The following is a 23,888-nucleotide window of genomic DNA, read 5'->3' on the forward strand; positions in this document are numbered from 1 at the left end:
ATGCAGACAGGCATTCTAGGCCGTCTCAGCGGCGGCGACCACTGATGCGTACCCAGCCATCGCGGTTGGCGATAGGGTCCAGGTCGAAGTCGGCGGCGTAGGCGGCAGCCACTTCTTCGCCCTGTTCGGCGAGGATGCCCGACAGCGCCAGGCGGCCACCGCTCTTCACCAGGGTGCTGAGTTGCGGCGCCAGCGACACCAGTGGGCCGGCGAGGATATTCGCCACCAGCACGTCGGCCTGCACCTGCGGCAGGTCTTCAGGCAGGTACAGCGGGAACTTGGCTTCGGCCACGCCGTTGCGCCCGGCGTTTTCACGCGAGGCTTCGAGCGCCTGCACGTCGATGTCGGTGCCCACGGCGTGCTCGGCGCCCAGCAGCAGCGCGGCGATGGCCAGGATGCCCGAGCCGCAGCCGAAGTCCAGCACGTTGCAGCCGGCCAGGTCCTGGCCGTCCAGCCATTCCAGGCACAGCGCGGTGGTGGGGTGGGTGCCGGTGCCGAAGGCCAGGCCCGGGTCCAGCAGCAGGTTCACCGCGCCAGGCTCGGGGGCCGCATGCCAGCTTGGCACGATCCACAGGCGCTGGCCGAAACGCATGGGGTGGAAGTTGTCCATCCAGCTGCGTTCCCAGTCCTGGTCCTCGATGACTTCGGCGTGGTGCTCGGGCAACGCGGCGCCGGTCAACAGTTCCAGGTGGGCGAACACGCTGGCAGGTTCTGCGTCGGCCTCGAACAGCGCCAGCAGGTGGGTGTGGGTCCACAGCGGCGTGGTGTTCAGCTCTGGCTCGAAGATAGGCTGGTCTTCGGCGTCCATGAAGGTGACCGAAACGGCGCCGACTTCCAGCAGGGCGTCTTCGTAGGTTTCGGCTTGTTCTGGGCTGATGGCCAGACGGACTTGTAGCCAGGGCATGGCGGGTACCTTTGGAATCGGGAACTAAAGCGGGGCAGTTTACTAGAGCGCGCAGGCAAAAGCTGTGCCTCGCTGAAAATCTCCGGGGCACAGGCTGGCCAGCGCAGCCTGGCGGCAGCGGCTACAGATTTCGCGTAGCAGCTGCCGCAGGCTGCGTCGGCGGCGCCCGGGGCGCAGGCAATAAAAAACCGGCCACTGGGGCCGGTTTCTGGTGCAGCTATCTACAACCGTGGATCACTTCTGGGCAGCCAGCTTGTGTTCCAGGTAGTGGATGTTGACGCCACCCTTGCAGAAGCCTTCGTCGCGGGTCAGGTCGCGGTGCAGCGGGATGTTGGTCTTGATCCCGTCAACCACGATCTCGTCCAGGGCGTTGCGCATGCGCTCCATGGCCTCGTTGCGATCCTTGCCGTAGGTGATCAGCTTGCCGATCAACGAATCGTAGTTCGGCGGGACGGCATAACCACTGTACAGGTGCGAATCGACGCGAACGCCGTTGCCGCCTGGGGCGTGGAAGTGCTTGACCGTGCCTGGGCTAGGAATGAAGTTCTTCGGGTCTTCGGCGTTGATACGGCATTCCAGGGCGTGACCGCGGATGACGACGTCATCCTGGGTGAACGACAACGGGTTGCCCGCCGCAATGCTCAACATCTCCTTGACGATGTCGATGCCGGTGACCATTTCCGATACCGGGTGCTCTACCTGGACGCGGGTGTTCATTTCGATGAAATAGAACGCGCCGTTCTCGTACAGGAACTCGAAAGTACCGGCACCACGGTAGCCGATGTCGATGCACGCCTTGACGCAGCGGGCGAAGACCATCTTGCGAGCTTCTTCGTCGATGTCCGGGGCCGGCGCTTCTTCCAGTACCTTCTGGTGACGGCGCTGCAGCGAGCAGTCGCGGTCGCCCAGGTGCACGGCGTGGCCCTGGCCGTCGGACAGCACCTGCACTTCCACGTGGCGTGGGTTGGTCAGGAACTTCTCCAGGTACACCATCGGGTTACCGAACGCAGCACCGGCTTCGGTACGGGTCAGTTTGGCCGAGGCGATCAGGTCTTCTTCCTTGTGCACCACGCGCATGCCGCGACCACCACCGCCACCGGCGGCCTTGATGATCACCGGGTAGCCGACTTCACGGCCGATGCGCAGGGCTTCTTCCTCGTCTTCCGGCAGCGGGCCGTCGGAACCTGGAACGGTAGGCACGCCAGCTTCGATCATGGCGTGCTTGGCCGATACCTTGTCGCCCATCAGGCGAATGGTGTCGGCTTTCGGGCCGATGAAGGCGAAACCGGATTTCTCCACCTGTTCGGCGAAGTCGGCGTTTTCAGCCAGGAAGCCGTAGCCTGGGTGAATGGCGGTGGCGCCAGTCACTTCGGCGGCCGCGATGATCGCCGGGATGTGCAGGTAGGATTGCGCAGCCGGTGCCGGACCGATGCAAACGGATTCGTCTGCCAGGCCCAGGTGCATCAGCTCCTTGTCGGCCTTGGAGTAGACGGCGACAGTCTTGATGCCCATTTCCTTGCACGCGCGCAGGATCCGCAGGGCGATTTCGCCGCGGTTGGCAATCAGGACTTTTTCCAATTTCGCAGGTTGGGACATCGTTGGCTCTCCGCGATTCAAACGATGGTGAACAGCGGCTGGTCGTACTCAACCGGCTGGCCGTCTTCCACGAGGATCGATTCGATCACACCGCTGGTTTCAGCTTCGATGTGGTTCATCATCTTCATCGCTTCGACGATGCACAGGGTGTCGCCTTTCTTCACGGTCTGGCCGACTTCAACGAAGGCTGGCGAGGCTGGCGAAGCCTTGCGGTAGAACGTACCGACCATTGGCGAACGGGCAACGGTGCCGTTCAGCTTCGGTGCAGCGGCTGGCGCGTCGGCGGCAGCGGCTGGAGCAGCGGCAGCCGGGGCGGCTACTGGCGCGGCAACCGGGGCTGGCGCGTAGTACTGCTGGGCTGGGGTCTTGCTGTGGCGGCTGATCCGTACGGATTCTTCGCCTTCACGGATTTCCAACTCGTCGATACCGGATTCTTCCAGCAGCTCGATCAGTTTCTTTACTTTGCGAATATCCATTAATCATCAACTCCCAAGGGTCGGTCAGGGGCGTTCAGGTAGTGTTTCAAGCAGTTCCAGGGCGACCTCCCAGCCAGTCTGCGTGTGCGCTGGCGCCAAGGTCGCTGATCACCCCGGTGGCCGTGAGGCCGTGCCGGGGCGATGGCAAAGATTTCTACGAATGGCCTGTCGGACAATCGCACGTCGAAGAGTGGGATGCTCACTCTTGGCGGCGCGTCACGTTTTGCGTTGATACCAAGGGCAACTCAAGCGAAAACCGGTGGATCATCTTCATTCGCGGGCTCCCTGCATGGGCCAGTGGGTGCTGGCGGGGTGACTATGCCGCAACGGGGCAACGACTGTCCAGTCAAGCACAATAGCCAGCACGTTGCCCGATGTTCGCCTGAAATTTGTGACTAAATTGCTATTGGCGGTCATTTAGGCCGGAATTGCTCCGGCCTGGCGGGTCATGGCGCCTTTTTGCCGTCGGCGATGGCGATCTTGCCAACGAAATCGGCGGCATTGATCTCGCCGATCACCTTGGCCTCGTGGATTTCGTCGCCGTTGGCGGCAAAGAACATCAGCGCAGGGGGGCCGAACAGCTTGTAGCGGTCCAGCAGGGCGCGTTGTTCGGCGTTGCTGTCGGTGACATCGAAACGCACCTGCTGGTAGCCAGCCAGGCGCGCCTTCACCTCCGGATCGGTGAGCACCTCGTGCTCGATGACCTTGCAGCTGATGCACCAGTCGGCGTACCAGTCCAGCACCAGTGGCTTGCCGGCCTGCCTGGCGGCGGCCAGGGCCTGCTCCAGTTGCGCCGGGGTGGTGACAGTCTGCCAGGTGCTGGCAGTTGCAGGGGTGGCAAGGGCATTCGCCGGCGCCGGCAGGGGCCGCAGCGGGTCCCCCTGGCCACTGAGCGCGCCGTACCAGCAGGCCAGGCCGTACACCAGCAACAGCAGGCCCAGCAGTTGCGCCAGGCGCTGGCGCGGCGCCTTGTAGACAAATTCCAGGGCGCCCAGGAACAGGCCGACGCCGACCGCCAGCAGGCCCACCAGCACCAGCGTCACCGGGCCTGGCAGCACGCGGCTGAGCAAGCCGATGGCCAGGCCCAGCAGCAGCACGCCGATGGCGTTCTTGACCACCACCAGCCACGGCCCGCTTTTCGGCAGCCAGGTAACGCCGCCAATGGCCACCAGCATCAGCGGAATGCCCATGCCCAGGCCCAGGGCGAACAGTTTCAAGGCGCCGCCCAAAGCATCGCCGGTGGTGCTGATGTACAGCAGCGCGCCGGCCAGGGGGGCGGATACGCAGGGCGACACCAGCAGGCTGGAGAGCACGCCCATCACCGCCGCGCCCCACAGCGAACCGCCCTGGGTGTTGCCGGCGATGCGGTCCAGGCGGTGGGTGAGGGCGGCCGGCAGCTTGAGCTCGAACACGCCGAACATCGACACCGCGAACAGCACGAAGAACAGCGCGAACGGCCCCAGCACCCAGGCCGACTGCAGGCGTGCCTGCAGGTTGAGGCCAGCGCCGAACAGGCCCATCAGCGCGCCCAGCAGGGCGAAGCACAGGGCCATGGGCAGCACGTAGGCCAGCGCCAGGCTGTAGCGGCGCAGGCGGCTGGTCTGCCCGCGCATCACCACGGCAGAGAGAATCGGCAGCATGGGCAGCACGCAGGGGGTGAAGGTCAGGCCGATGCCGCCCAGCAGGTACAGCAGCAGTTCCTTCCAGTCCCAGCCCTTGGCCGGGGTGCTGGCAGGTGCCGCGGCGGGCGCGCTGGCGCCGCCGTCGATGGCCAGTTTCTCGGTTTCCGGCGGGTAGCACAGCCCCTTGTCGGCGCAGCCCTGGTACGTCACGGCCAGGGTGAAGGGGCGGGTGTCCTTGGGGTCGCGGGGCAGGGTGATCTCGACGATGCCGTGGTACACCTCGACGTCACCGAAATATTCATCGTGTTTCTTCTCGCCGTCGGGGATCTGCGGCGCGCCCAGCTTGATGTCGGCAGGCGTGGGCTTGAACGCGAAGCGGTGGCGGTACAGGTAGTAGCCATCGGTGGCCACGAACTGCAGGGTGATGGCCTCGGGCGTGGTCTTGCTGAGGTTGAGCTGGAACGCCTGGTGCACCGGCAGGAAATCGCTGCTGTTGTTCAGGGCGCTGCCCAGGGTGGCGCTGGGGCGGCTGTCCAGCAGGCTGGCGCCCATGGCGGGCAGGGTCAGCACCAGTAACAGGAGGCAAAGCAGGCGGCGCATGGCAATCTCGCAACACAAAAGTCTGCGCATCATAGCCCAGCGAGGGTGGCCGTGCAGGTGACAGGGTTGTTACCTGCCGTGTCGCAGCCTTTGTGGGAGCTGGCTTGCCAGCGAGCTGTTGAGGCCGTGAAAGCTCGTTGGCAAGCCAGCTCCCACAAAAACATCGGCTGCTACGAAATCGTTTGCACGTGGTTGCGGCCGGCGCCCTTGGCGCGGTACAGCGCCTCGTCCGCCTGGGCGGCCATGCTCAGGCTGTCGCTGTCGGAGGCCATCTGCACCACGCCGGCGCTGAAGGTGCAGCGCAGGTCCTGGGGCTGCGCCGGGTAGTGGATCTCGGCAAAGCGCTGGCGGATTTCGTCCAGCACGTCGTGGGCGGCGGCAAGGTCAGTGTCGGGCATGACGATGGCGAATTCCTCGCCGCCGTAGCGGCCAATGAAGTCGGTCTTGCGCAACCGTTGCTTGAGGAACAGCGCCAGGCTCTTGATCACCCGGTCGCCCATGGGGTGGCCGTGGCTGTCGTTGACCTTCTTGAAATGGTCGATGTCGAGCATGGCGAAGCTCAGCGGCTTGGCTTCACGGCGTGCGCGGAAGGCGCAGTCCTCCAGCAGTTGCAGGATGTGCGTGTGGTTGTACAGCCCGGTGAGGCTGTCGCGTACCATCCGCGACTTGAGGTTGCGCGCCCGCGAGGCGCGGTTGCGCACGGTGGTGATCAGGTGCCGCGAGCGAATCGGCTTGGTCAGGAAGTCGTCGCCGCCCTCGCTCATGGCGTCCAGCTGCTTGTCCAGGTCATCCTCGGCCGACAGGTAAATGATCGGCACGCTGACGTAGCGGTCGTTGTGGCGGATCACCTTGGCCAGCTCCGGGCCGGTGCAGGCCGGCATGTACAGGTCGAGGATGATCAGGTCGGGCTGGAAATCGGCCAGCTCGGCCATGGCGCCGATGGGGTCGGTGAGGGTGCGGGTGACGATGCCGGCGCCGTTGAGCAGGCGTTCGGTGTACATGGCCTGGGCCCGGGAGTCGTCGATGACCAGCACCTTGAACGGCTCGTATTGGGCCACGCAGGTCAGGGCCTCAATTTTCTCCAGCAGGCTGGAGGCTTCCAGCGCCCCGGTCAGGAATTCCTGGCCACCGGCGCGCACGGCGGCCAGGCGGGTAGGGGTGTCGGTGTCCAGCAGGCTGAAGAACAACAGCGGCAGCCTCGGCTGCTGGCCCTCCTGGGCCTGGGCCGCCAACTGCAGGCCAACGCCACAGCCGCCGAAGTCCACGTCCATGACGATGGCCGCCGGCGTGCACTCCTGCATCGAGGCCTGGAACGCCGCCGCGCTGTCGAGCGCCTGGGCGTGTAGGCCGAAGAATTCCAGCTGCGTGGCCAGCCGCTCGCCGCGCTCGGCATCCTGCAGCAGCACGTACACCGGCTTGCGCAGCGGTGGCAGCAGCGTGTGGTCCAGCTCGTCGCCATGGCGCAGGCCGGTGCGCGACAGGCGCTGCATCAGGCGGTTGAGCTCGTGGATCAGTTCGCTGCTCAGGCGCCCGCGGTTGTCTTCCACGGCCAGCAGGGCCTGGTTGAGGCTGCGGGCGATGGTGATGTGCTCGGGTTGCTCGAAGCGTTCGGCGAAGCGCAGCAGCCGCAGGTTGGCCTCGTTCAGCTCGCACAGGTCTTCGCTGGACCACTCGCTGCGCTGCAGGCGCTGCCAGACTTCCAGGATCTGCCGGGCCTGATGGATGACCCGCTGGGCAAAGTGATGCTTGAGGCGTTCGCGGCCGGGATCGTCTGCTTCGGTCATGTCCTGACTACTTATTGGGGGTGCTGCGACTCGATAGTGGCTCTATGCTAGCACTCATTTCCTTTCACGCGACTGTCATCCGGAAAATAACCCTTCGGTTTGTGTATTCATTTAATGACTGGCTAGTCGCTTATGCCTGCGGCGTCGCATCCTTTATAGTGCACCCAGGATCGACAGCCCCACTGGCACGATGCCAAGGGCTTGCGGTCGAACCTTTGAATTCAGTGATCGAAAGGATATAGCCATGCTGGACTGGAAGAACCGCACAGGCAAAGGCAAGGGCGAACCGCGCGAGCCCGCCGACAGCAACAGCAAGGGCCCTGCCAAGGCCGCACCCCGCAGCTACCTGGGCGGCCTGCTGGTCAGCCGCGCGCTGTTGACGGTGGTGGGGCTGTACCTGGTGGTCACCGGCCTGCTGGGCTGGTACTGGAGCGAGGAGCCGGCGCTGTTCCCGGTGCAGCAACACGCCCAGGAAGCCGCCGCCCGCGAAGGCCACAAGATGGTGGTGGGCTACACCACCGTGGAAACCCTCAAGACCGTGGCCGGCACCCTGCTGAACAAGCCCGGTGGCTATATCTCCAACGATCGCTTCCCGCCTGGCCTGTGGATGGACAACATGCCCAGCTGGGAATACGGCGTGCTGGTGCAGGTGCGCGACCTGACCCGGGCCATGCGCAAGGACTTCGCCCGTTCCCAGTCGCAGTCGGCTGAAGACGCCGACCTGGTGCGCGCCGAGCCCAAGTTCAACTTCGACAACAAGAGCTGGATCTGGCCGTCCAGCGAGTCCGAGTTCCAGGACGGCATCAATTCCCTGAGCCGCTACCAGGCGCGCCTGTCCGACCCCAACCAGACCGGCGCGCTGTTCTACCCGCGTGCCGACAACCTCAACAACTGGCTGGGTGACGTCGCCACGCGCCTGGGCTCGCTGTCCCAGCGCCTGTCGGCCAGCGTTGGCCGGGTGAAGCTCAACACCACCTCCAAGACCGAGACCATCGTGCCGGGCCAGGCGCCGCAGCTGGAAGAGGAAATCGTCGAGACCCCGTGGATGCAGATCGACAACGTCTTCTATGAAGCCCGCGGCCAGGCCTGGGCGCTGTCGCACATGCTGCGTGCCATCGAGGTCGACTTCGCCGACGTGCTGGCGAAGAAGAACGCCACCGTCAGCGTGCGCCAGATCATCCGCGAGCTGGAAGCCTCGCAGGAGCCGGTCTGGAGCCCGATGATCCTCAACGGCAGCGGCTTCGGCATCCTGGCCAACCACTCGCTGGTGATGGCCAACTACATCTCCCGCGCCAACGCCGCGGTGATCGACCTTCGCCAACTGCTGTCCCAGGGGTGAGGGATGTCGTACTCCGATAAAGAAGCGGCGCACCGCGCCGCCTCCGACGCCGAGGCCATCGCCTGGGTGGACGAGCAGGACCACGTGCTGGGCGCCCTGCCGCGCCAGCAACTGCGCGAGCGCGGCCTGATCGGCCGCGCCACCTTCATCCTGCTGTTCAACTCCGCCGGCGAGCTGTGCGTGCATCGGCGCACCTTGAGCAAGGCGGTGTACCCCGGTTACTGGGACGTGGCCGCGGGCGGCATGGTCGGCGCCGGCGAAAGCTACGCCGATTCGGCGGCCCGCGAGCTGCACGAGGAACTGGGCGTGGCCGGCGTGCCGTTGACGCCCCACGGCCAGTTCTTCTTCGACCAGCCCGGCAACCGTGCCTGGTGCGCGGTGTTCTCGGCCGTGTGGGACGGGCCGTTGAACGTGCAGCCCGAGGAAGTGCTGGAAGCAAAGTTCATCCCTGTGGCCCAGGCCCTGGCCGAAAGCGAGACCCGCCCCTACTGCCCCGATTCCCTGGTGGCCCTGCAACGCGTAGTCGCCGGCTAACCCGTAGCAGCTGCCGCAGGCGGCGTCTTCGCCCCAAACGCGGTCCCCATGACGGACCGCGTCGCCGGTCGACGCAGCCTGGCGGCAGCTGCTACGAGGGAATACGTCGCGAATCCTTTGATAAATGGCGCGTTTTGGCACTTAGCAAGCCTTGCATTTGCCGTTACACTGCGCGACCTTTTCAAGCTGCAGCCATCCCCATGGCGCAGTAGCGCTGCCCCTGCCTGAGTGGGGCTTCGCGGTCGGAACCCGCCCTGTGCGCCGGCCAGTTTTTTCGTCCTCAACTGAGGATTGCCAGTGGCCAAGAAAACCACATCCTTCGCCGCTCTCGGCGGCCTGGTGTTCTCCACCGATGCTGGCCGGCATTGCCCGGACTGTCGTCAACCCATGGATGCCTGCATCTGCAAGCAGACCGTCATCCCCGAAGGTGACGGGATTGCCCGTGTGCGTCGTGAAAGCAAGGGCCGGGGCGGCAAGACGGTGACCACCATCACCGGCGTCCCGCTGGCGCCCGACGACCTCAAGGAACTGGCCACCACCCTCAAGCGCCGCTGCGGTACCGGCGGCGCGCTGAAGGATGGCGTGATTGAAATCCAGGGCGACCACGTCGAGCTGCTGCTCGCCGAGCTGGTCAAGCAGGGTTTCAAGGCCAAAAAGTCTGGCGGCTGACCAGCCCCACGCATTGCCATTTCTAAACTTGACGCGGCCAGCAGGGTCTACCCTGCACTGGCAGGTAATCGTCATCTTCGCTTATTACACTGCACCGGCCGAATTACCGGTGGATTCTGACTTTCTATAGGGGACTTCGATGTCCGTACGACGCACACGCAAAGACGATGGCAGCCAATGGACAGTTGCGGACAGCCGCAGCGTTTATGGGATACGCCATTGGGGGGCCGGTTACTTCGCGATCAACGAGGCCGGGCGCGTGGAAGTGCGTCCCAATGGGCCGAAAAGCGCGCCCATCGACCTGTTCGAACAGGTAGACGAACTGCGCAAGAGCGGCTTGTCGCTGCCCTTGCTGGTGCGCTTCCCGGACATTCTGCAGGACCGCGTGCGCCAACTGACCGGCGCCTTCGATGCCAACATCGAGCGCCTGGAATACCAGAGCAAGTACACCGCGCTGTACCCCATCAAGGTGAACCAGCAGGAAGCGGTGGTGGAAAACATCATCGCCACCCAGGATGTGTCCATCGGCCTTGAAGCCGGCTCCAAGCCCGAGCTGCTGGCCGTGCTGGCCCTGGCGCCGAAGGGCGGCACCATCGTCTGCAACGGCTACAAGGACCGCGAATTCATTCGCCTGGCGCTGATGGGCCAGAAACTGGGCCACAACGTCTTCATCGTCATCGAGAAAGAATCGGAAGTGGGCCTGGTGATCGAAGAGGCCGCCGAGCTCAAGGTCAAGCCGCAGGTGGGCCTGCGCGTGCGCCTGTCGTCCCTGGCTTCCAGCAAGTGGGCCGACACCGGTGGCGAGAAGTCCAAGTTCGGCCTCTCGGCTGCCCAGCTGATCTCGGTGGTGGAGCGCTTCCGCGCCGCCGGCCTGGACGACGGCATCCGCCTGCTGCACTTCCACATGGGTTCGCAGATCGCCAACCTGGCCGACTACCAGCACGGTTTCAAGGAAGCCATTCGCTACTACGGCGAACTGCGCGCCCTGGGCCTGCCGGTTGACCACATCGACGTGGGCGGCGGTTTGGGCGTGGACTACGACGGCACCCACTCGCGTAACGCCAGCTCCATCAACTACGACATGGACGACTACGCCGGCGTGGTCGTGGGCATGCTCAAGGAGTTCTGCGACGCCCAGGGCCTGCCGCACCCGCACATTTTCTCCGAGAGCGGCCGCTCGCTGACCGCGCACCACGCCATGCTGGTGGTGCAGGTGACCGACGTCGAGAAGCACAACGACGAAGTGCCGGAAATCCTCGACAAGGAAAGCCTGCCCGAGACAGTGCAGTGGCTGGTGGACCTGCTGGGGCCGACCGACATCGAAATGGTCACCGAGACCTACTGGCGCGCCACGCACTACATGAGCGACGTGGCCACCCAGTACGCCGACGGCAAGATCACCCTGGCGCAGAAGGCCCTGGCCGAACAGTGCTACTTCGCCGTGTGCCGCCGCCTGCACAACTCGTTGAAAGCCCGCCAGCGCTCGCACCGCATGGTGCTGGACGAGCTCAACGACAAGCTGGCCGACAAGTACATCTGCAACTTCTCGGTGTTCCAGAGCCTGCCCGACACCTGGGCCATCGGCCAGGTACTGCCGATCCTGCCGCTGCACCGCCTGGACGAAGAGCCCCTGCGCCGCGCGGTGCTGCAGGACCTGACCTGCGACAGCGACGGCAAGATCAAGCAGTACGTCGACGAGCAGAGCATCGAGACCAGCCTGCCAGTGCACGCGGTCAACGAAGGCGAGGATTACCTGCTGGGCATCTTCCTGGTGGGCGCCTACCAGGAAATCCTCGGCGACATGCACAACCTGTTCGGTGACACCGACTCGGTGAACATCTACCAGAACGCCGACGGCAGCGCCTACAGCGCCGGCATCGAGACCCACGACACCATCGAGGACATGCTGCGCTACGTGCACCTGTCGCCAGAGGAACTGATGAACCACTACCGCGACAAGGTGGCCAGCGCCAAGATCAGCCCGCGTGAACGCACCCAGTACCTGGACGCACTGCGCCTGGGCCTGACCCGTTCCTCGTACCTGTCGTCGTAACCGGTGAAGGGGCTGCTGGCAGTCCTGGGCGGCGTGATGCTGGCTGCCCTGGCAGCCTGCTCGCCGCTGAAACTGGTGGACCGCGTCACCCCCTCGGACAGCTACCGGCTGACCGCGGGGGTGGCCTACGGCCCCGACCCCCGGCAGATGCTCGACATCTACCAGCCTCTGAAACCACTGCCGGACCATCCGGTGGTGGTTTTTTTCTATGGGGGCACCTGGAACAGCGGCTCGCGCCAGCAGTACCGCTTCGTCGGCGAGGCGCTGGCGTCCCAGGGCATCGTGGCGGTGGTGGCCGACTACCGGCTTTATCCACAGGTGCGCTACCCGGCGTTTCTCAAGGACAACGCCGCGGCAGTGGCCTGGGCCTACCGCCACATCGGCGAGTACGGCGGCAACCCCCAGCGCTTTTTCCTGATGGGCCACAGCTCGGGGGCCTACAACGCCGCGATGCTGGCGCTGGACCCGCGCTGGCTGGCGGCCGAGGGCCTGACGCCGGCCATCCTGCATGGCTGGATCGGCCTGGCCGGGCCCTATGACTTCCTGCCCATCGAAAACCCCGAGGCCAAGCCGGTGTTCTTCGCCCCGCACGAGCCGCCCGATTCCCAGCCCATCAACCACCTGAGCGCCAGCGCGCCGCCGGCGCTGCTGATTGCCGCCAACAGCGACAGCCTGGTGAACCCGCAACGCAACACCCACCAACTGGCCGGGCGCCTGCGCGCGCTGGGCGTGCCGGTGCAGGACTTCTACTACGACCGCATCAACCACGTCACCCTGGTGGGCAGCCTGGCCAAGCCCCTGCGCTGGCTGGCCCCGGTGCTACCCGATGTGGTTGCCTTTGTGGGAGCTGGCTTGCCAGCGAGTTCTTCGAGACCCTGAAAATCTCGCTGGCAAGCCAGCTCCCACGGGCCGTCAGTTAAACCAACCGTCGCGCTGGTGCAGGCGCCAACCGACCACGCCCAGGGTCAGCGCGCGCAGCGCCATGAACAACAGGAAACTCAACCACAAGCCATGGTTGCCCCAGCCCATGGTCACCACCCCCACTGGCAGCATCAGCGCCACGCTCAACAGCATGGCATTGCGCATTTCCCGCGCGCGGGTGGCGCCAATGAACAGCCCATCGAGCAAGTAACTGCCCACCGCAATCAACGGCAACACCGCCAGGTACGGCAAGTAGATGTCGGCCGTCGCGCGCACGCTGGGGATGTTGGTCTGCGCGGCAATGAACAGGTGCCCGCCAAACAGGAACGCCAGCGCGAAGACGACGCTGGCCAGCAGTGACCAGCCGCAGGCCACGGTCATGGAGCGGCGCAGTTCGTCACGCTGGCCGGCGCCGATGGCGTGGCCGCACAGGGCTTCCACCGCGTGGGCCAGGCCGTCCAAGGCGTAGGCGGTGACCATCAGGCCATTGAGCAGCAGCGCATTGGCCGCCACGGTGGCATCGCCCAGGCGCGCGCCCTGCACGGTAATCAGGAAGAACACCAGTTGCAGGGCCAGGCTGCGCAGGAAAATATCGCGGTTCACCACCAGCATCGGCTTCCAGTTCTGCCACACCCGCAGTGCTGCCCATGCCACCTGCCCGGGGTAGGCGCGCAGGGCCGGGCGGGTCAGTGCCAGGCCGATGGCCACCGACAGCCATTCCGACAGCACCGAAGCCCAGGCCGAGCCGATCACGCCCCAGCCCAGGCCCAGCACGAACCACAGGTTGAGGATGATGTTGGTGATGTTGGTCACCAGCAGAATCGCCAGCGGCGCGCGGGCGTTCTGGGTGCCCAGGAACCAGCCCACCAGCGCGTAGCTGGCCAGCGCCGCCGGCAGGCCCAGCAGGCGCACCTGGAAGAACGCCTGGGTGCTTTGCGCCAGCGCCCCGGAGGGTTGCATCAAGCTGAGCGCCAGGTGGCTGAAGGGCAGGGCCAGCAGCCACAGCAGCAGCGCAAACAGCAGCGCCAGAATCAGGCCCTGGGCCAGCACCTGGCGCAGCCCGGCGCCATCGTTGCGCCCGGCGGCCTGGGCGGCGAAGCCGGTGGCGCCCATGCGCAGGAAGCCCATCACCCAGGCCAGGAAGCCGTACAGGCTGGCGCCCACGGCCACCGCGCCCAGTTGATGGGCGTGGGGCAGGTGGCCGATGACGGTGCTGTCGACCAGCGCCACCAGCGGCACGGAAATATTGGAGAGGATCATCGGCGCGGCCAGGGCCCACACCCGGCGGTGGGTGGGGCGGTCGCGCCAGTCGTTCAGCAGTGTGCTCATGCAGGCTCCTTGCGGGCCCGCCATCCTACCTGATTGGCGTCAGTGAATGATCCAGCTCAGCAGCCACAGGCCCAGGATCAACCAGATCACCCCGAGGAAGATCGAGGCACGCATGAACGCCCGCAAGGCCGAATACAGGAACATCAGGCCGATCACCAGGGCGATGATGCTGATCAGCGAGGCGTCCATGCCCAGGGTGCGCGACAGGCCGTCGACGAAATTGCCGCCGGCGTGGGCCAGCAGGTTGAACAGCCAGCCCAGGCTGTCGACCACGAAACGAATGATGGCGCCCAGCGCCTGGCCCAGCCATTCGAAAAAACCGTCTGCGTGCATGTGTGTTTCCCGATCGATTACCGGCGTGCTGCCGGCCAGAGCCTTGGGCACGACCAACGGCACCAAGTTCAACTACATCGTAGCCGGATGACGCTCAACGCGCCGACCCGTAGCAGCAACTGTCTTGAAATGGCGTCGTCTGCATCGCGACTAAAGTCGGCTCCTACACTATTCGTGGTAGGAGCCGGCCTTGGCCGCGATGCAGGCGACGCGGTCTATGGGGTATCCGCATTCGCGTAGCAGCTGCCGAAGGCTGCGTCCGGCGGCGGTCCTGCGTTGCTCCAGGACGCGGCCTGCGGCCGCTGCTACAGATTCGCCTAGCCACTGTCTTGCCCAGTTAATGACGTCCGCCATGCTGTGCCGTCGCGCAGCATGGCGTTAAGCCGGACCAGCAGCACGCGCATGCACGCTACCAGCGCCACTTTTGCACTCTTGCCTTTATCGCGCAGCCCCTCGTAACGCGCCTTGAACGAGGCGTCGTAGCGGATGACCGTCCAGCACGACATGTACAGCACTCGCCGCACCGCACTGCGCCCGCCGCAGATCTTGCGCTTGCCCTGGAAGTTGCCACTGTCGTTGTTATAGGGGGCCAGGCCGGCCAGCCCCGCTATCTGGTGCCGGTCCAACTCGCCCAGTTCTGGCAGGTAAGCCATCAGGCTGGCCGCGGTGATCGTGCCGAGACCTTTGACTGACGTCAGTTGCGCCACCTTGGGCGCATCAAGTGCCTGCATCGTTTGCTCGATGGCCTTTTCCAGCTCCAGGATCTGTGCTTTCAGGAAGGCGATATGGCCTTCCAGTAGCTCGATTATCCTGGGGGACTGGGCCTGTTTCAGACGGCGTCTGTCGTCGTCGCGTTGCTGTACGAAGCGCTCGCGCTGCTGTACCAGCTCCCGTAAAAACTGGGTCGGCGCCGAATCCTGCTGGGGTTTGGCCGCCTTCAAAGTTTCGGCAAACTGCGCCAGGACCTGGGCATCGATGGGGTCTGTCTTGGCTTGCTTACCGATCGCCTCGGCAAACGCCCGGGCACGGCGAGGGTTTACGCGCACGACGGTAAAACCAGCCAGGCGAAGGGCCGCCATCCCCCCCCGTTCGTAGCCGCCGGTCGCCTCAAGCAGGACCTTCTGCACGTCGCAACCGCTCAGCTTTTCGATCAGATGGGCATAACCTGTTGAGTTATTGGGGACATTGAAGCTGATGTCTTGGGGGCGAAGCCAAACTGCGAGGGAGGATTTAGCGACGTCGATACCGAGCCAGGAAATCATGGGGAACACCTCTTACACTCAAGGATGAGAGCACTCTGGTGATGCCCATGCTTGTGATGTTCGAGGTCGGCTCGTTCAACTGTTCGGGCTTGTAGCCAGAGCGGAGAGGTGAATGGCGGTTCTGCTGCTACACGTGCTTATCAACACTGCTGCCGAACAACCTGCCATTCACCGCTCTCACCTCAGATTCTATTCCCTTCTCTAGACACAAGCTGCCGAAGGCTGCGTCAGGGCGTGACGCAGCCTTCGGCAGCTGCTACAGGCGGTAAGAAGTGGTTGCGGTGACAGCTCTAATGGCCGACCAGGTGGATTTTCGGCTCGGGGAACAGGTTGTTCAGGGTTTCCAGCAGGCGCACGTGGTAGATGGGCTTGCGGAACAGGTCCAGCACCTGCAGGCGCAGCATGTCGCTGACGTCCTCCATGTCGGCGTGGCCCGAAGTGACGATCACCGGCAAGTGCTGGCGCGAGGTGTGTTCGCGCAGGCGCTTGATCAGCGACATGCCGCTTTCCTCCGGCATGCGCAGGTCGGTGATCACCAGCGCGATGTCGGGGTTGCGGGTGAGGTGGTGCAGGGCGAGCTTGACCGAGGTCGCCGTGAAGCAGCAGAAACCTTCGCCTTCGAGCAACTCGGCGAGTTCCAGCAGTGCGTCCTCTTCGTCGTCCACGAGAAGCAGTTGTTGGCGTGGGGGTGGGGAGGGACTCATAGGAAATACCTGATGCCGGGTGAAGTCATGAGTAGGCGGCCACGTTGATCATGTCATGTGCTGATCAGTGTAGAACATCAGGAGCCAGAGGGCAGGGCAGCCTGGATTTTAGTAAAGATGGCAGTGATCCCACCCTGGATACTGCTACTGAAACCAATGATGATAACCGCGACCATGGCAGCGATGATTGCGTATTCGATACCCGAGGCGCCTTCTTTGTCGCGCATGAACTTGCTGATGCGGATCTGCGCGTTGACCATGAGTTTCATGAAGGACATGCGAACCTCTCCTTAGCGCTGTGCGAACGCTGCTACCTCAGTTTTTGCGACGTAGTTCCCTTCCACAGCAGCATCGACAACATCCTGACGGCCCACAACTGTAAGAAAGCGTTAGTACTAAAGTAGGTATTCGCGGTTCCGCGTCAACAAGTCGTTGTTTTTACAACCCGCCAACGTTTGCGGTGATTTTGTTCGTCCCAGTAATGGCGTTTCGTCCTACCTCTACTACCTTGAAATAGCGAAATAGTTTCACGCACTTAACACCGGCGCATGGCCAGACTTCGGAAGGCAGACGGTTTAAAGGCATAAGGAGGCGCCCTCGATGAGTAGTCGATTCACGATGATCCTGGCCGGCCTTTTTTTGGTGGGCGCACTGGTAGCCGGGTATTGGGGCATCGTGCTCAGCAAGCCTGCCGTGCCTCCCCCCGCGCCGGTGGTGGCCGAACCGGTGGCTGCCGAGCCGGCACCTGCGCCAGCGCCGCCGGACCTGTTGCAACCGCTGGTGGTGCTGGCGCACGAAGTACCGCCCTATACCCCTCTCACGGCTGCAGACCTTGCCGTGGAGCGTGTTCGCGTTGCCCCGCCGGGCAGTTTCGCCAGTGTCGACAAGGTCGTGGGCCGCTCAACCTGGCGTGCGTTGCCCGCCGGTACCTGGCTAAGCGACGACGCCTTCAGCCCGGGCGGCCCATTGGCGCGCATGATCCGCCCTGACGAACGCGCGTTGGCCGTGGCCGTGGATGAGGTCATTGGCGCCGCTGGGCAAATGGCCCCTGGCGACTATGTGGACGTGATGCTGTACCTGCGCCAGGAACAGAGCAACCCAGCGGCCTCGGCACAGGTGGTGATCCCTGCGGTACGAGTATTGAGCATCGGCGATCAGCTTGGCCTGGCGAACGATGGGCACCCGGCCTCGCCGGGCGCGGCCAATGACAGCAAGAACACCCGAGGCGCGCGCACCGTTGTGCTGGCGGTGCCGCAAGCCCTGGTCAGCCGGCTGATGCTGGCGGCCCAGGCTGGCACCTTGCGCCTGGCCGTGCGCAGCGCCGAGGAAAAGCGCCTGGCTCGCTATTGGGCCAACCAGGACGACGCGGCGCCCGCGGTGGAAAGTACCAACCGGCAGTTGCTGCAGTTCAGCCAACTTGCCTTGAGCAACCCGACACCGCAGCGTACGGCGCAGGGCGAAAGCCCCGCTCGGCGCGGCATGGAAGTGATACGCGGCAACCAGCCTGCCAACCAGGCCACTGCGCAAACGCCCTGAATACAGCAAGGATGCCTTGAATGAGCTGTCGTACCGTGCCGGTTTTCCAGCGATTGATCTACAGCGTGCTGCTGGCGGGGTTCTGTGTGCCCGGGGCGCAGGCCGCCGCGGCAGGCTGCGCGCAACTGTCGGCGTTGCCCGGCGTGTTTGAAGTGCAGCAGGGCTTGCAGAATGAAATGCACAGCCCGGTCGCCATCACCCGCGTGGCCGTCGGTGACCCGAAAATAGCCGACGTGCACCCCACGGGGGACACCGGTTTCCTGCTGACCGGCGTGGCCCAGGGTACTACCAGCCTGATGGTATGGACCGCCTGCGCCAGCGCGCCGCGGCAAAGCATGGTATTCGTGCGCGGCACCGCGACCGCCGGCCTCGACGCCCACGGCGGCCCACCTTCGCAGGACGTCGACTTGCCCAGCCAGGTGCAGACTGATATCCGTTTCGTGGAGGTCAGCCGCACCAAGCTCAAGGAAGCCAGCACCTCGATCTTCGGCAAGGGTTCCAACTTTCTTTTCGGCTCGCCCAATACCGTCACCGGCACCGTGGCCCCCGGCGCCATCGGCGACGTGGCAGGCGCCGCCACCCTGGCCAGCGGCAGCTTCAACATCGCCTTCGGTGGCGGCAAGGTGCTGGGCCTGATCAACGCCCTGGAAAGCAGCGGCTTCGCCTACACCCTGGCACGCCCCAGCCTGGTGGCGCTGAGCGGCCAGAGCGCGAGTTTCCTAGCCGGTGGCGAGGTGCCTATCCCGGTACCCAGCAGCGGCAGCAACAACATTTCCATCGAATACAAGGAATTCGGTATTCGCCTGACGCTCACGCCTACGGTGGTCAGCGGTGACCGCATCTCCCTGAAGGTCGCACCCGAGGTCAGCGAACTGGACTACACCGGCGGCATAACCATCGCCGGCACCACGGTGCCGGCCCTGAACGTGCGCCGTACCGACACCAGCGTGTCCCTTGCCGACGGCGAAAGCTTCGTGATCAGCGGGCTGATCAGCAACAAGACCACCTCGGACGTGAGCAAATTCCCGGGGCTGGGCGACATCCCCGTGCTGGGCGCGTTTTTCCGCACCTCGTCCATCAGCCGCGAGGAGAAAGAGTTGCTGATGGTGGTCACCCCGCACCTGGTCAGGCCGCTGGCCGCCGATGCGCGCCTGCCCAACCTGCCCGGCGAGAACCTGCACAACTACGACCCCAACTGGTACCGCATGTACTTCCTCGAAAACGGTGACTTCGACCGCATGAGTGGGCTGTCCAAATGAGCCAGAGCCTGAGCCAGACCTTTCTTGCCATCACCCGCAACGACGGTGACCTGGAGTGGCTGCAGGGCGCCCTGGCGCCCCTGGGCCAAGTGGTGGGTGCCGCCAGCGGCAGCCTCGACGAACTGCTGGCGCTGGTGGACGTGACCTTCGCCAGCCTGGTGTTCATTGGCCTGGACCGCGACCAGGTGAGCAACCAGTGCGCGCTGATCGAAGGCGCCCTTGAGGCCAAGCCGATGCTGGCGGTGGTGGCCCTGGGCGACGGTATGGACAACCAGCTGGTGCTCAACGCCATGCGCGCCGGCGCCCGCGACTTCGTCGCCTACGGCTCGCGCTCCAGCGAGGTGGCGGGCCTGGTGCGCCGGCTGAGCAAGCGCCTGCCACCCGTGGCCACCAACCCCAACCTCGGCGCCCTGACCGTGCTGTATGGCGCCCAGTCCGACGGTGACGGCGCCCTGTTGGCTGCGCACCTGGGCCTGGTGGTGCACCGCAGCAAGCAGCACACGCTGCTGCTGGACCTGGGCCTGCCCCACGGTGCCAGCCTGGCGATGCTCAACCTGGAAACCACCTTCCACTTCGGCGACGCCCTGCGCAACCTGCGGCGCCTGGACGGTACCATGATCGACAGCGCCTTCCCGCGCTCACCCTCGGGCATGAGCATCCTTGCCTACGGCGAAAACGACGAACCGCTGGAAGCCACCAGCGCCGCCGAGCTCTATATGCTGCTCAGCGCCTTGCGCCAGCACTTCCAGCACATTGTCGTGAACCTCATGGGCCAACCGGACAGCGAGGCGCTGCGCACCTTCGTCAGCCACTGCGACAAGTTGCTCTGGTACACCGACCAGAGCGTGGTGGAGTGCCGGCGCAACCTGGCGGTGCTCAACCTGTGGCGCGAGAAGGGCATGAAACTGCAACACGCGCGCCTGCTGGTGGACCGCTACCTGCGCGCCGTGGCCCCCGATTCCGACGCCCTGGGCAAAAGCTATGGCTTGCCGGTGCTGTCGGTGCTGCCGTTCAGCCCCGAGATCCGCATGAACGCCAAGAACCAGGGCATCAGCCTTTTTGAGCTGGCGCCACGGGAAACCCTGACCAATGGCCTCAAGGCCCTGGGCGAACGCCTGGCCAAGCGCTCTGAAGCGGTCAAGCCGCCGGGCGCTGGCTGGTTCAACCGGCTGTGGGGGAACAAGGAATGAGCGAGAAACTGTTCGGCGGCCCGCGCGGCCAGACGTCCAGCGGCGACCCTCAGGGCCTCAAGCTGGTACTGCACCGCTTCATCATCGATGCCATCGAAGAGTCCGGCAAGAACCTGCTGGAGGGCTCGCGCGCGGTGTTGGCGCAGTTCGTCATGGACCGGGTCGGCGACTACATCGCCCGCCGCCACCTGGCGGTGTCACGCTATGAAATGGAGCGCCTGGCCGAGGAACTGGTGGATGAGCTCACCGGCTTCGGCCCACTGGAAGTGTTGCTGCGCGACCCCAACGTCACCGAGATCCTGGTCAACGGCCCCCACCGGGTGTTCGTCGAGCGCCAGGGCGTGTTGCACCACACCGACCTGCGCTTCATCGACTCGCACCACGTGGAACGGGTGATGCAGCGCATCCTCGCGCCCCTGGGCCGGCGCCTGGACGAATCCTCGCCCATGGTGGATGCCCGGCTGCCCGACGGCAGCCGGGTCAACGCCATCATCCCGCCCATCGCCCTGGACGGGCCGTGCCTGTCGATCCGCAAGTTTCGCAAGGACATGCTCAAGAGCGCCGACCTGATGGCTACGCAGACCATCGACCAGGCCATCTACGATTTCATCCAGGAGGCGGTGGGCAAGCGCTGCAACATCCTGGTCAGCGGCGGTACCGGCACCGGCAAGACCACCATGCTCAATATCCTCAGCCAGCTGATCAACCCCCATGAACGGCTGGTCACCATCGAGGACGTCGCCGAACTGCAACTGGACCACCCGCACGTGGTGCGCCTGGAAACCCGCCCGCCCAATGCCGAGGGCCACGGCGAGGTGAAGTCCGCCGACCTGATCCGCAACGCCCTGCGGATGCGCCCTGACCGCATCATCCTCGGCGAGATCCGGGGTGTGGAAGTAGTGGATGTGCTGACCGCCATGAACACCGGCCACGACGGCTCCATGAGCACCGTGCACGCCAACAACGCGCAGGACGCTTTGCTGCGCCTGGAAACTCTGGTGGGCCTGACCGGCCGCACCGTGGCCGAGAAAACCCTGCGGCAGATGATCGTCGCCGCGCTGGATGTGGTCATCCAGCTCACCCGTCGGCCCGACGGTCGCCGGTGCGTGAGCGAGGTGGTGGAGGTGGTGGGCGTGCGCGATGACGTGTACGTCACCAACACCCTGTTCCGCCTCGACCGCCAGACCGGCTATGGCTTCGTGCGCGAGGCCATCAACCCCGCGGGTGACAAGCTGCGCCGCGACACCTTCAGCCACGCGCATTGAGAGGGCCGCAGGCATGATGGCGGCAATCGTGATGGGCGTGCTGAGCCTGGGGCTGCTGGGTTTGTCGGTGCGGTTCTTCGTGACCGGGCTGCGCCGCACGGGCGACAAGCGCGTGCTCGAACGGCTGGGCCAGGGCCAGGTGGTCGCGCCCAGCGAGCGGCCGTGGATGCGCTGGCTGGAGCGCCGTTTCCTGCGTGCCGGGCTGGGGCGGCCCAACGATCGCATTGGCATCTTCCTCGCCATCTGGGGCGTGCTGGTGCTGCTGGGCACCTTGTCTGGCGAATGGTTTGGCGTGTTGCTGATGGTGGTGATCCCACCCATGGGGCTGCGGCTGTATGTCAGCTGGCGCTACCGCCGCCGGGTTCAGCGCATGATTCAGCAACTGCCATCGTTGTTGGACTACACCGTGCGCAGCCTGAAGTCCGGGCGCACCCTGGCCGACGCGGTGCTGGGCGCCATGGAGGCCAGCAATGACCCGTTGCGCGAGGCCATGGCCCGGGTTGAGCGCAACGTGCGCCTGGGGGTGGCCCTGGATGAGGCCGTTGAGGATTTCGCTGAATTGTACGAACGCGATGAATTCAGGCTGTTTGCCTTGGGCCTGCGCATCAACCAACGGTTCGGCGGCAATGCCAGCGAGCTGCTGGAAAACCTGATCAAGCTGATTCGCGAGCGCGAGCAGGGGGCCAGGCAGTTGGCGGCCATGACCGGCGAGACGCGGATGACTGCGGTGGTGCTGGCGGGCTTGCCGGCCCTGTTGGCCGGCTACTTCCTGCTCACCAATCCCAGCTACCTGAGCCGAATGTGGCATGACCCCAGCGGTCAGCACCTGCTGATCGCCGCCATGGTCCTGCAGCTCACGGGCTGCCTGGCGCTGTGGCGCATGCTGAGGAGTATCTGAAATGGCGATGTTGCTCAGCGCGTTGCTGCTATTGCTGGCGGCCGGCATGTTGGCTAACCAGTTTGTCGAGCAGCGCCGTCGTGAGCGGCTGGTGGAGCGCCGCTTGCGCGGCGAAGCCGACGTGGACCGGCGCATCGGGGGGCTTTGGCAGCGCCTGGGCGACAGCCGCCTGGGCCAGCGTGCCGTCAGCCTGGACAGCGAAACCCAGGCACTGCTGGACCGCATCGGCTGGCGCAAGGCTAGCCAGCGGTCCCAGTTCGCCGCCTGGCAGGTGGGGACGCCCCTGGTGGCGCTGGTACTGGTGTGGTTAGTGCAGACCGTGTTTTTTTTACCGGTGAGCCATGAGGTGGTCGCCCCGGTGTTCGCCCTGGGGTTGGGTTATATCCTGCCCAAGCGAGTGCTGGCGTGGGCAGCCAGGCGCCGCCAGCAGCAAGTGGCGCGCGAGATATCGACCTTCATCCCCTTGCTGCGCATCCTTTTCGAGTCGGGCCTGGCCGTGGAGCAGGCGCTGCGGGTGTTGACCAATGAATCCGAGGGCCTGTTGCCGGTACTCAGCAGCGAGTTGCGCCTGGTGCTGAACCGGGTCGATTCGGGCCTGGAGTTGGGCGAGCAATTGGACGTCGCCGCACGCTTGCTTGCCGTGGACGAATTCACCGATACCTGCGTGATTCTTCGCCAACTGATCAACCAGGGTGGCGGTGCGATGAAGTCGCTGCTCTCGCTCAAGCAACTGCTGGATGACCGTCGCCTGACGACCCTGCAGGAATACATCTCCAAGTTGTCGGGAAAGATGTCGGTGGTGATGATGGTCTTTCTGTTCCCGGCCTTGTTGATCGTACTTGCCGGGCCTGGGCTCATGGCCATTTCCCGGGCCTTTGGCAAATGAACCTGACTTTGGAGCTTCACGGATGAAAGCACTGTTACTGGCCACCCTGCTGCTCGCCCTGACAGGCTGCGCCGCCGATGGCCGCTTCGATTTGCAGGCCCTCAACGGCAAGCCCGGGCAATGCCCCAAGCCTACGCCCGAGCAGGACCTGTCGCTGAACCTGGCCGATGACATGGCCAACGAAGGCCGCCTGCACGCCAGCCTGGCCAACCTGGAGGGGCTGCCCGACAACCTGGTGCAGGTGCGCGTGCGCAAGGCGCGGGTGATGCGCCTGCTGGGGCGCAGCGAGGCTGAGCCCCTGTACCGCGGGCTGCTGGGCACCTGCATGGCGGCCGAGGGCGAGCACGGCCTGGGCCAGCTGGCAGCCGCCAAGGGCGACAATGGCCTGGCCATGAGCCATTTGCAGCGCGCGGCGCGGCTGTCACCCACCGACGAGAAGATCCGCAATGACCTGGGCGTGGTCTACCTCAACCAACTGCGCCTGGACGATGCGCGCTTCGAGTTCCTGACCGCCATGGAGCTCAAGCAGGGCGACAACCTGGCGGCACTGAACATGGTGACGTTGCTGATCTACCAGGACAAATGGCAGCAGGCCGCCGAACTGACGACCCGCGCCAACCTCACCCCCGAGCAGGTCGCGGAGGCCCAGGCGCGCGCCGACAAACTCAGGACCGGCGGCAAGGTGGTCGCCACCATCGCGGCACCGGTCTCACCGGTCAAATAGTCAG

Annotated in this window: 22 protein-coding genes; 12 read left to right on the forward strand and 10 right to left on the reverse strand. The window is 64.9% G+C overall.

Going from position 1 to position 23,888, the window contains the following annotated elements:
* Positions 1 to 25 precede the first annotated feature (25 nt).
* The 5 genes from prmA to RAM80_RS20310 all read right to left on the reverse strand — a co-directional run bounded on the left by prmA (position 26) and on the right by RAM80_RS20310 (position 6,982).
* A complete protein-coding gene (gene prmA, locus RAM80_RS20290; RefSeq protein WP_416422227.1) occupies positions 26 to 904 on the reverse strand; it encodes a 50S ribosomal protein L11 methyltransferase in 879 nt (292 codons plus the stop codon).
* Between the two features lie 234 nt (positions 905 to 1,138).
* Entirely contained in the window at positions 1,139 to 2,500 is a 1,362-nt protein-coding gene (gene accC / locus RAM80_RS20295; protein ID WP_416422228.1) for an acetyl-CoA carboxylase biotin carboxylase subunit, read from the reverse strand.
* A 17-nt stretch (positions 2,501 to 2,517) separates the two neighbouring features.
* Positions 2,518 to 2,976, reverse strand: coding sequence for an acetyl-CoA carboxylase biotin carboxyl carrier protein (gene accB, locus RAM80_RS20300; protein WP_416422229.1), 459 nt, complete (start codon positions 2,974 to 2,976; stop codon positions 2,518 to 2,520).
* A gap of 446 nt (positions 2,977 to 3,422) precedes the next feature.
* On the reverse strand, positions 3,423 to 5,198 hold the full coding sequence (locus RAM80_RS20305; protein ID WP_416422230.1) for a protein-disulfide reductase DsbD: 1,776 nt from the start codon (positions 5,196 to 5,198) through the stop codon (positions 3,423 to 3,425).
* A 170-nt stretch (positions 5,199 to 5,368) separates the two neighbouring features.
* Positions 5,369 to 6,982, reverse strand: a complete 1,614-nt coding sequence (locus RAM80_RS20310) for a diguanylate cyclase (protein WP_416422231.1) — start codon at positions 6,980 to 6,982, stop codon at positions 5,369 to 5,371.
* A 244-nt stretch (positions 6,983 to 7,226) separates the two neighbouring features.
* On the opposite strand from RAM80_RS20310, the gene RAM80_RS20315 reads away from it, so the two are divergent.
* The 5 genes from RAM80_RS20315 (at position 7,227) to RAM80_RS20335 (ending at position 12,456) form a co-directional block, all read left to right on the forward strand.
* On the forward strand, positions 7,227 to 8,321 hold the full coding sequence (locus tag RAM80_RS20315; protein ID WP_416422232.1) for a DUF2333 family protein: 1,095 nt from the start codon (positions 7,227 to 7,229) through the stop codon (positions 8,319 to 8,321).
* Between the two features lie 3 nt (positions 8,322 to 8,324).
* Complete coding sequence (locus RAM80_RS20320; protein WP_416422233.1) at positions 8,325 to 8,855, forward strand: NUDIX hydrolase; 531 nt, start codon at positions 8,325 to 8,327, stop codon at positions 8,853 to 8,855.
* A 297-nt stretch (positions 8,856 to 9,152) separates the two neighbouring features.
* Positions 9,153 to 9,524 (forward strand): translation initiation factor Sui1, encoded by a 372-nt coding sequence (locus RAM80_RS20325; protein ID WP_416422234.1) that lies wholly within the window; start codon positions 9,153 to 9,155, stop codon positions 9,522 to 9,524.
* 139 nt (positions 9,525 to 9,663) lie between these two features.
* On the forward strand, positions 9,664 to 11,577 hold the full coding sequence (gene speA, locus RAM80_RS20330) for an arginine decarboxylase (RefSeq protein ID WP_416422235.1): 1,914 nt from the start codon (positions 9,664 to 9,666) through the stop codon (positions 11,575 to 11,577).
* Between the two features lie 36 nt (positions 11,578 to 11,613).
* Positions 11,614 to 12,456, forward strand: a complete 843-nt coding sequence (locus tag RAM80_RS20335) for an alpha/beta hydrolase (RefSeq protein WP_416422236.1) — start codon at positions 11,614 to 11,616, stop codon at positions 12,454 to 12,456.
* Positions 12,457 to 12,489: 33 nt separating this feature from the next.
* Here the strand turns inward: RAM80_RS20335 and RAM80_RS20340 are convergent, their stop codons facing one another.
* The 5 genes from RAM80_RS20340 to RAM80_RS20360 all read right to left on the reverse strand — a co-directional run bounded on the left by RAM80_RS20340 (position 12,490) and on the right by RAM80_RS20360 (position 16,404).
* Positions 12,490 to 13,827, reverse strand: coding sequence for an MATE family efflux transporter (locus tag RAM80_RS20340; RefSeq protein ID WP_416422237.1), 1,338 nt, complete (start codon positions 13,825 to 13,827; stop codon positions 12,490 to 12,492).
* Between the two features lie 39 nt (positions 13,828 to 13,866).
* On the reverse strand, positions 13,867 to 14,160 hold the full coding sequence (locus RAM80_RS20345) for a hypothetical protein (RefSeq protein ID WP_416422238.1): 294 nt from the start codon (positions 14,158 to 14,160) through the stop codon (positions 13,867 to 13,869).
* 317 nt (positions 14,161 to 14,477) lie between these two features.
* Positions 14,478 to 15,422, reverse strand: coding sequence for an IS110 family transposase (locus tag RAM80_RS20350; protein ID WP_416422239.1), 945 nt, complete (start codon positions 15,420 to 15,422; stop codon positions 14,478 to 14,480).
* A gap of 290 nt (positions 15,423 to 15,712) precedes the next feature.
* Complete coding sequence (locus RAM80_RS20355) at positions 15,713 to 16,126, reverse strand: response regulator (RefSeq protein WP_416422240.1); 414 nt, start codon at positions 16,124 to 16,126, stop codon at positions 15,713 to 15,715.
* Between the two features lie 77 nt (positions 16,127 to 16,203).
* Positions 16,204 to 16,404, reverse strand: coding sequence for a Flp family type IVb pilin (locus RAM80_RS20360; protein ID WP_416422241.1), 201 nt, complete (start codon positions 16,402 to 16,404; stop codon positions 16,204 to 16,206).
* A gap of 322 nt (positions 16,405 to 16,726) precedes the next feature.
* Here RAM80_RS20360 and cpaB point away from each other — a divergent pair, with 322 nt between their 5' ends.
* The 7 genes from cpaB to RAM80_RS20395 are packed head-to-tail and all read left to right on the forward strand — an operon-like array spanning position 16,727 to position 23,884.
* Positions 16,727 to 17,662, forward strand: coding sequence for a Flp pilus assembly protein CpaB (gene cpaB, locus RAM80_RS20365; RefSeq protein ID WP_416422242.1), 936 nt, complete (start codon positions 16,727 to 16,729; stop codon positions 17,660 to 17,662).
* A 20-nt stretch (positions 17,663 to 17,682) separates the two neighbouring features.
* Entirely contained in the window at positions 17,683 to 18,921 is a 1,239-nt protein-coding gene (locus tag RAM80_RS20370; RefSeq protein WP_416422243.1) for a type II and III secretion system protein family protein, read from the forward strand.
* Positions 18,918 to 20,111, forward strand: coding sequence for an AAA family ATPase (locus tag RAM80_RS20375; protein WP_416422244.1), 1,194 nt, complete (start codon positions 18,918 to 18,920; stop codon positions 20,109 to 20,111). The genes RAM80_RS20370 and RAM80_RS20375 overlap by 4 nt, the downstream gene beginning before the upstream one ends.
* A complete protein-coding gene (locus RAM80_RS20380; protein ID WP_416422245.1) occupies positions 20,108 to 21,376 on the forward strand; it encodes a CpaF family protein in 1,269 nt (422 codons plus the stop codon). Before RAM80_RS20375 ends, RAM80_RS20380 begins: the two co-directional genes overlap by 4 nt.
* A 13-nt stretch (positions 21,377 to 21,389) precedes the next feature.
* On the forward strand, positions 21,390 to 22,274 hold the full coding sequence (locus tag RAM80_RS20385) for a type II secretion system F family protein (RefSeq protein ID WP_416422246.1): 885 nt from the start codon (positions 21,390 to 21,392) through the stop codon (positions 22,272 to 22,274).
* Between the two features lies 1 nt (position 22,275).
* Entirely contained in the window at positions 22,276 to 23,160 is an 885-nt protein-coding gene (locus tag RAM80_RS20390; RefSeq protein ID WP_416422247.1) for a type II secretion system F family protein, read from the forward strand.
* A 22-nt stretch (positions 23,161 to 23,182) separates the two neighbouring features.
* Positions 23,183 to 23,884, forward strand: coding sequence for a hypothetical protein (locus tag RAM80_RS20395; protein ID WP_416422248.1), 702 nt, complete (start codon positions 23,183 to 23,185; stop codon positions 23,882 to 23,884).
* The last annotated feature ends 4 nt before the right edge of the window (positions 23,885 to 23,888 follow it).

It is taken from the genome of Pseudomonas sp. App30 (assembly GCF_047947025.1).
Lineage (GTDB): Bacteria > Pseudomonadota > Gammaproteobacteria > Pseudomonadales > Pseudomonadaceae > Aquipseudomonas.

Bases quoted from the DNA above. Each gene is read 5' to 3' on its own strand.
- prmA (WP_416422227.1), bottom strand. From the start codon at position 904: ATGCCCTGGCTACAAGTCCGTCTGGCCATCAGCCCAGAACAAGCCGAA.
- accC (WP_416422228.1), bottom strand. From the start codon at position 2,500: ATGTCCCAACCTGCGAAATTGGAAAAAGTCCTGATTGCCAACCGCGGC.
- accB (WP_416422229.1), bottom strand. From the start codon at position 2,976: ATGGATATTCGCAAAGTAAAGAAACTGATCGAGCTGCTGGAAGAATCC.
- RAM80_RS20305 (WP_416422230.1), bottom strand. From the start codon at position 5,198: ATGCGCCGCCTGCTTTGCCTCCTGTTACTGGTGCTGACCCTGCCCGCC.
- RAM80_RS20310 (WP_416422231.1), bottom strand. From the start codon at position 6,982: ATGACCGAAGCAGACGATCCCGGCCGCGAACGCCTCAAGCATCACTTT.
- RAM80_RS20315 (WP_416422232.1), top strand. From the start codon at position 7,227: ATGCTGGACTGGAAGAACCGCACAGGCAAAGGCAAGGGCGAACCGCGC.
- RAM80_RS20320 (WP_416422233.1), top strand. From the start codon at position 8,325: ATGTCGTACTCCGATAAAGAAGCGGCGCACCGCGCCGCCTCCGACGCC.
- speA (WP_416422235.1), top strand. From the start codon at position 9,664: ATGTCCGTACGACGCACACGCAAAGACGATGGCAGCCAATGGACAGTT.
- RAM80_RS20335 (WP_416422236.1), top strand. From the start codon at position 11,614: ATGCTGGCTGCCCTGGCAGCCTGCTCGCCGCTGAAACTGGTGGACCGC.
- RAM80_RS20340 (WP_416422237.1), bottom strand. From the start codon at position 13,827: ATGAGCACACTGCTGAACGACTGGCGCGACCGCCCCACCCACCGCCGG.
- RAM80_RS20345 (WP_416422238.1), bottom strand. From the start codon at position 14,160: ATGCACGCAGACGGTTTTTTCGAATGGCTGGGCCAGGCGCTGGGCGCC.
- RAM80_RS20350 (WP_416422239.1), bottom strand. From the start codon at position 15,422: ATGATTTCCTGGCTCGGTATCGACGTCGCTAAATCCTCCCTCGCAGTT.
- RAM80_RS20355 (WP_416422240.1), bottom strand. From the start codon at position 16,126: ATGAGTCCCTCCCCACCCCCACGCCAACAACTGCTTCTCGTGGACGAC.
- RAM80_RS20360 (WP_416422241.1), bottom strand. From the start codon at position 16,404: ATGTCCTTCATGAAACTCATGGTCAACGCGCAGATCCGCATCAGCAAG.
- cpaB (WP_416422242.1), top strand. From the start codon at position 16,727: ATGAGTAGTCGATTCACGATGATCCTGGCCGGCCTTTTTTTGGTGGGC.
- RAM80_RS20370 (WP_416422243.1), top strand. From the start codon at position 17,683: ATGAGCTGTCGTACCGTGCCGGTTTTCCAGCGATTGATCTACAGCGTG.
- RAM80_RS20375 (WP_416422244.1), top strand. From the start codon at position 18,918: ATGAGCCAGAGCCTGAGCCAGACCTTTCTTGCCATCACCCGCAACGAC.
- RAM80_RS20380 (WP_416422245.1), top strand. From the start codon at position 20,108: ATGAGCGAGAAACTGTTCGGCGGCCCGCGCGGCCAGACGTCCAGCGGC.
- RAM80_RS20385 (WP_416422246.1), top strand. From the start codon at position 21,390: ATGATGGCGGCAATCGTGATGGGCGTGCTGAGCCTGGGGCTGCTGGGT.
- RAM80_RS20390 (WP_416422247.1), top strand. From the start codon at position 22,276: ATGGCGATGTTGCTCAGCGCGTTGCTGCTATTGCTGGCGGCCGGCATG.
- RAM80_RS20395 (WP_416422248.1), top strand. From the start codon at position 23,183: ATGAAAGCACTGTTACTGGCCACCCTGCTGCTCGCCCTGACAGGCTGC.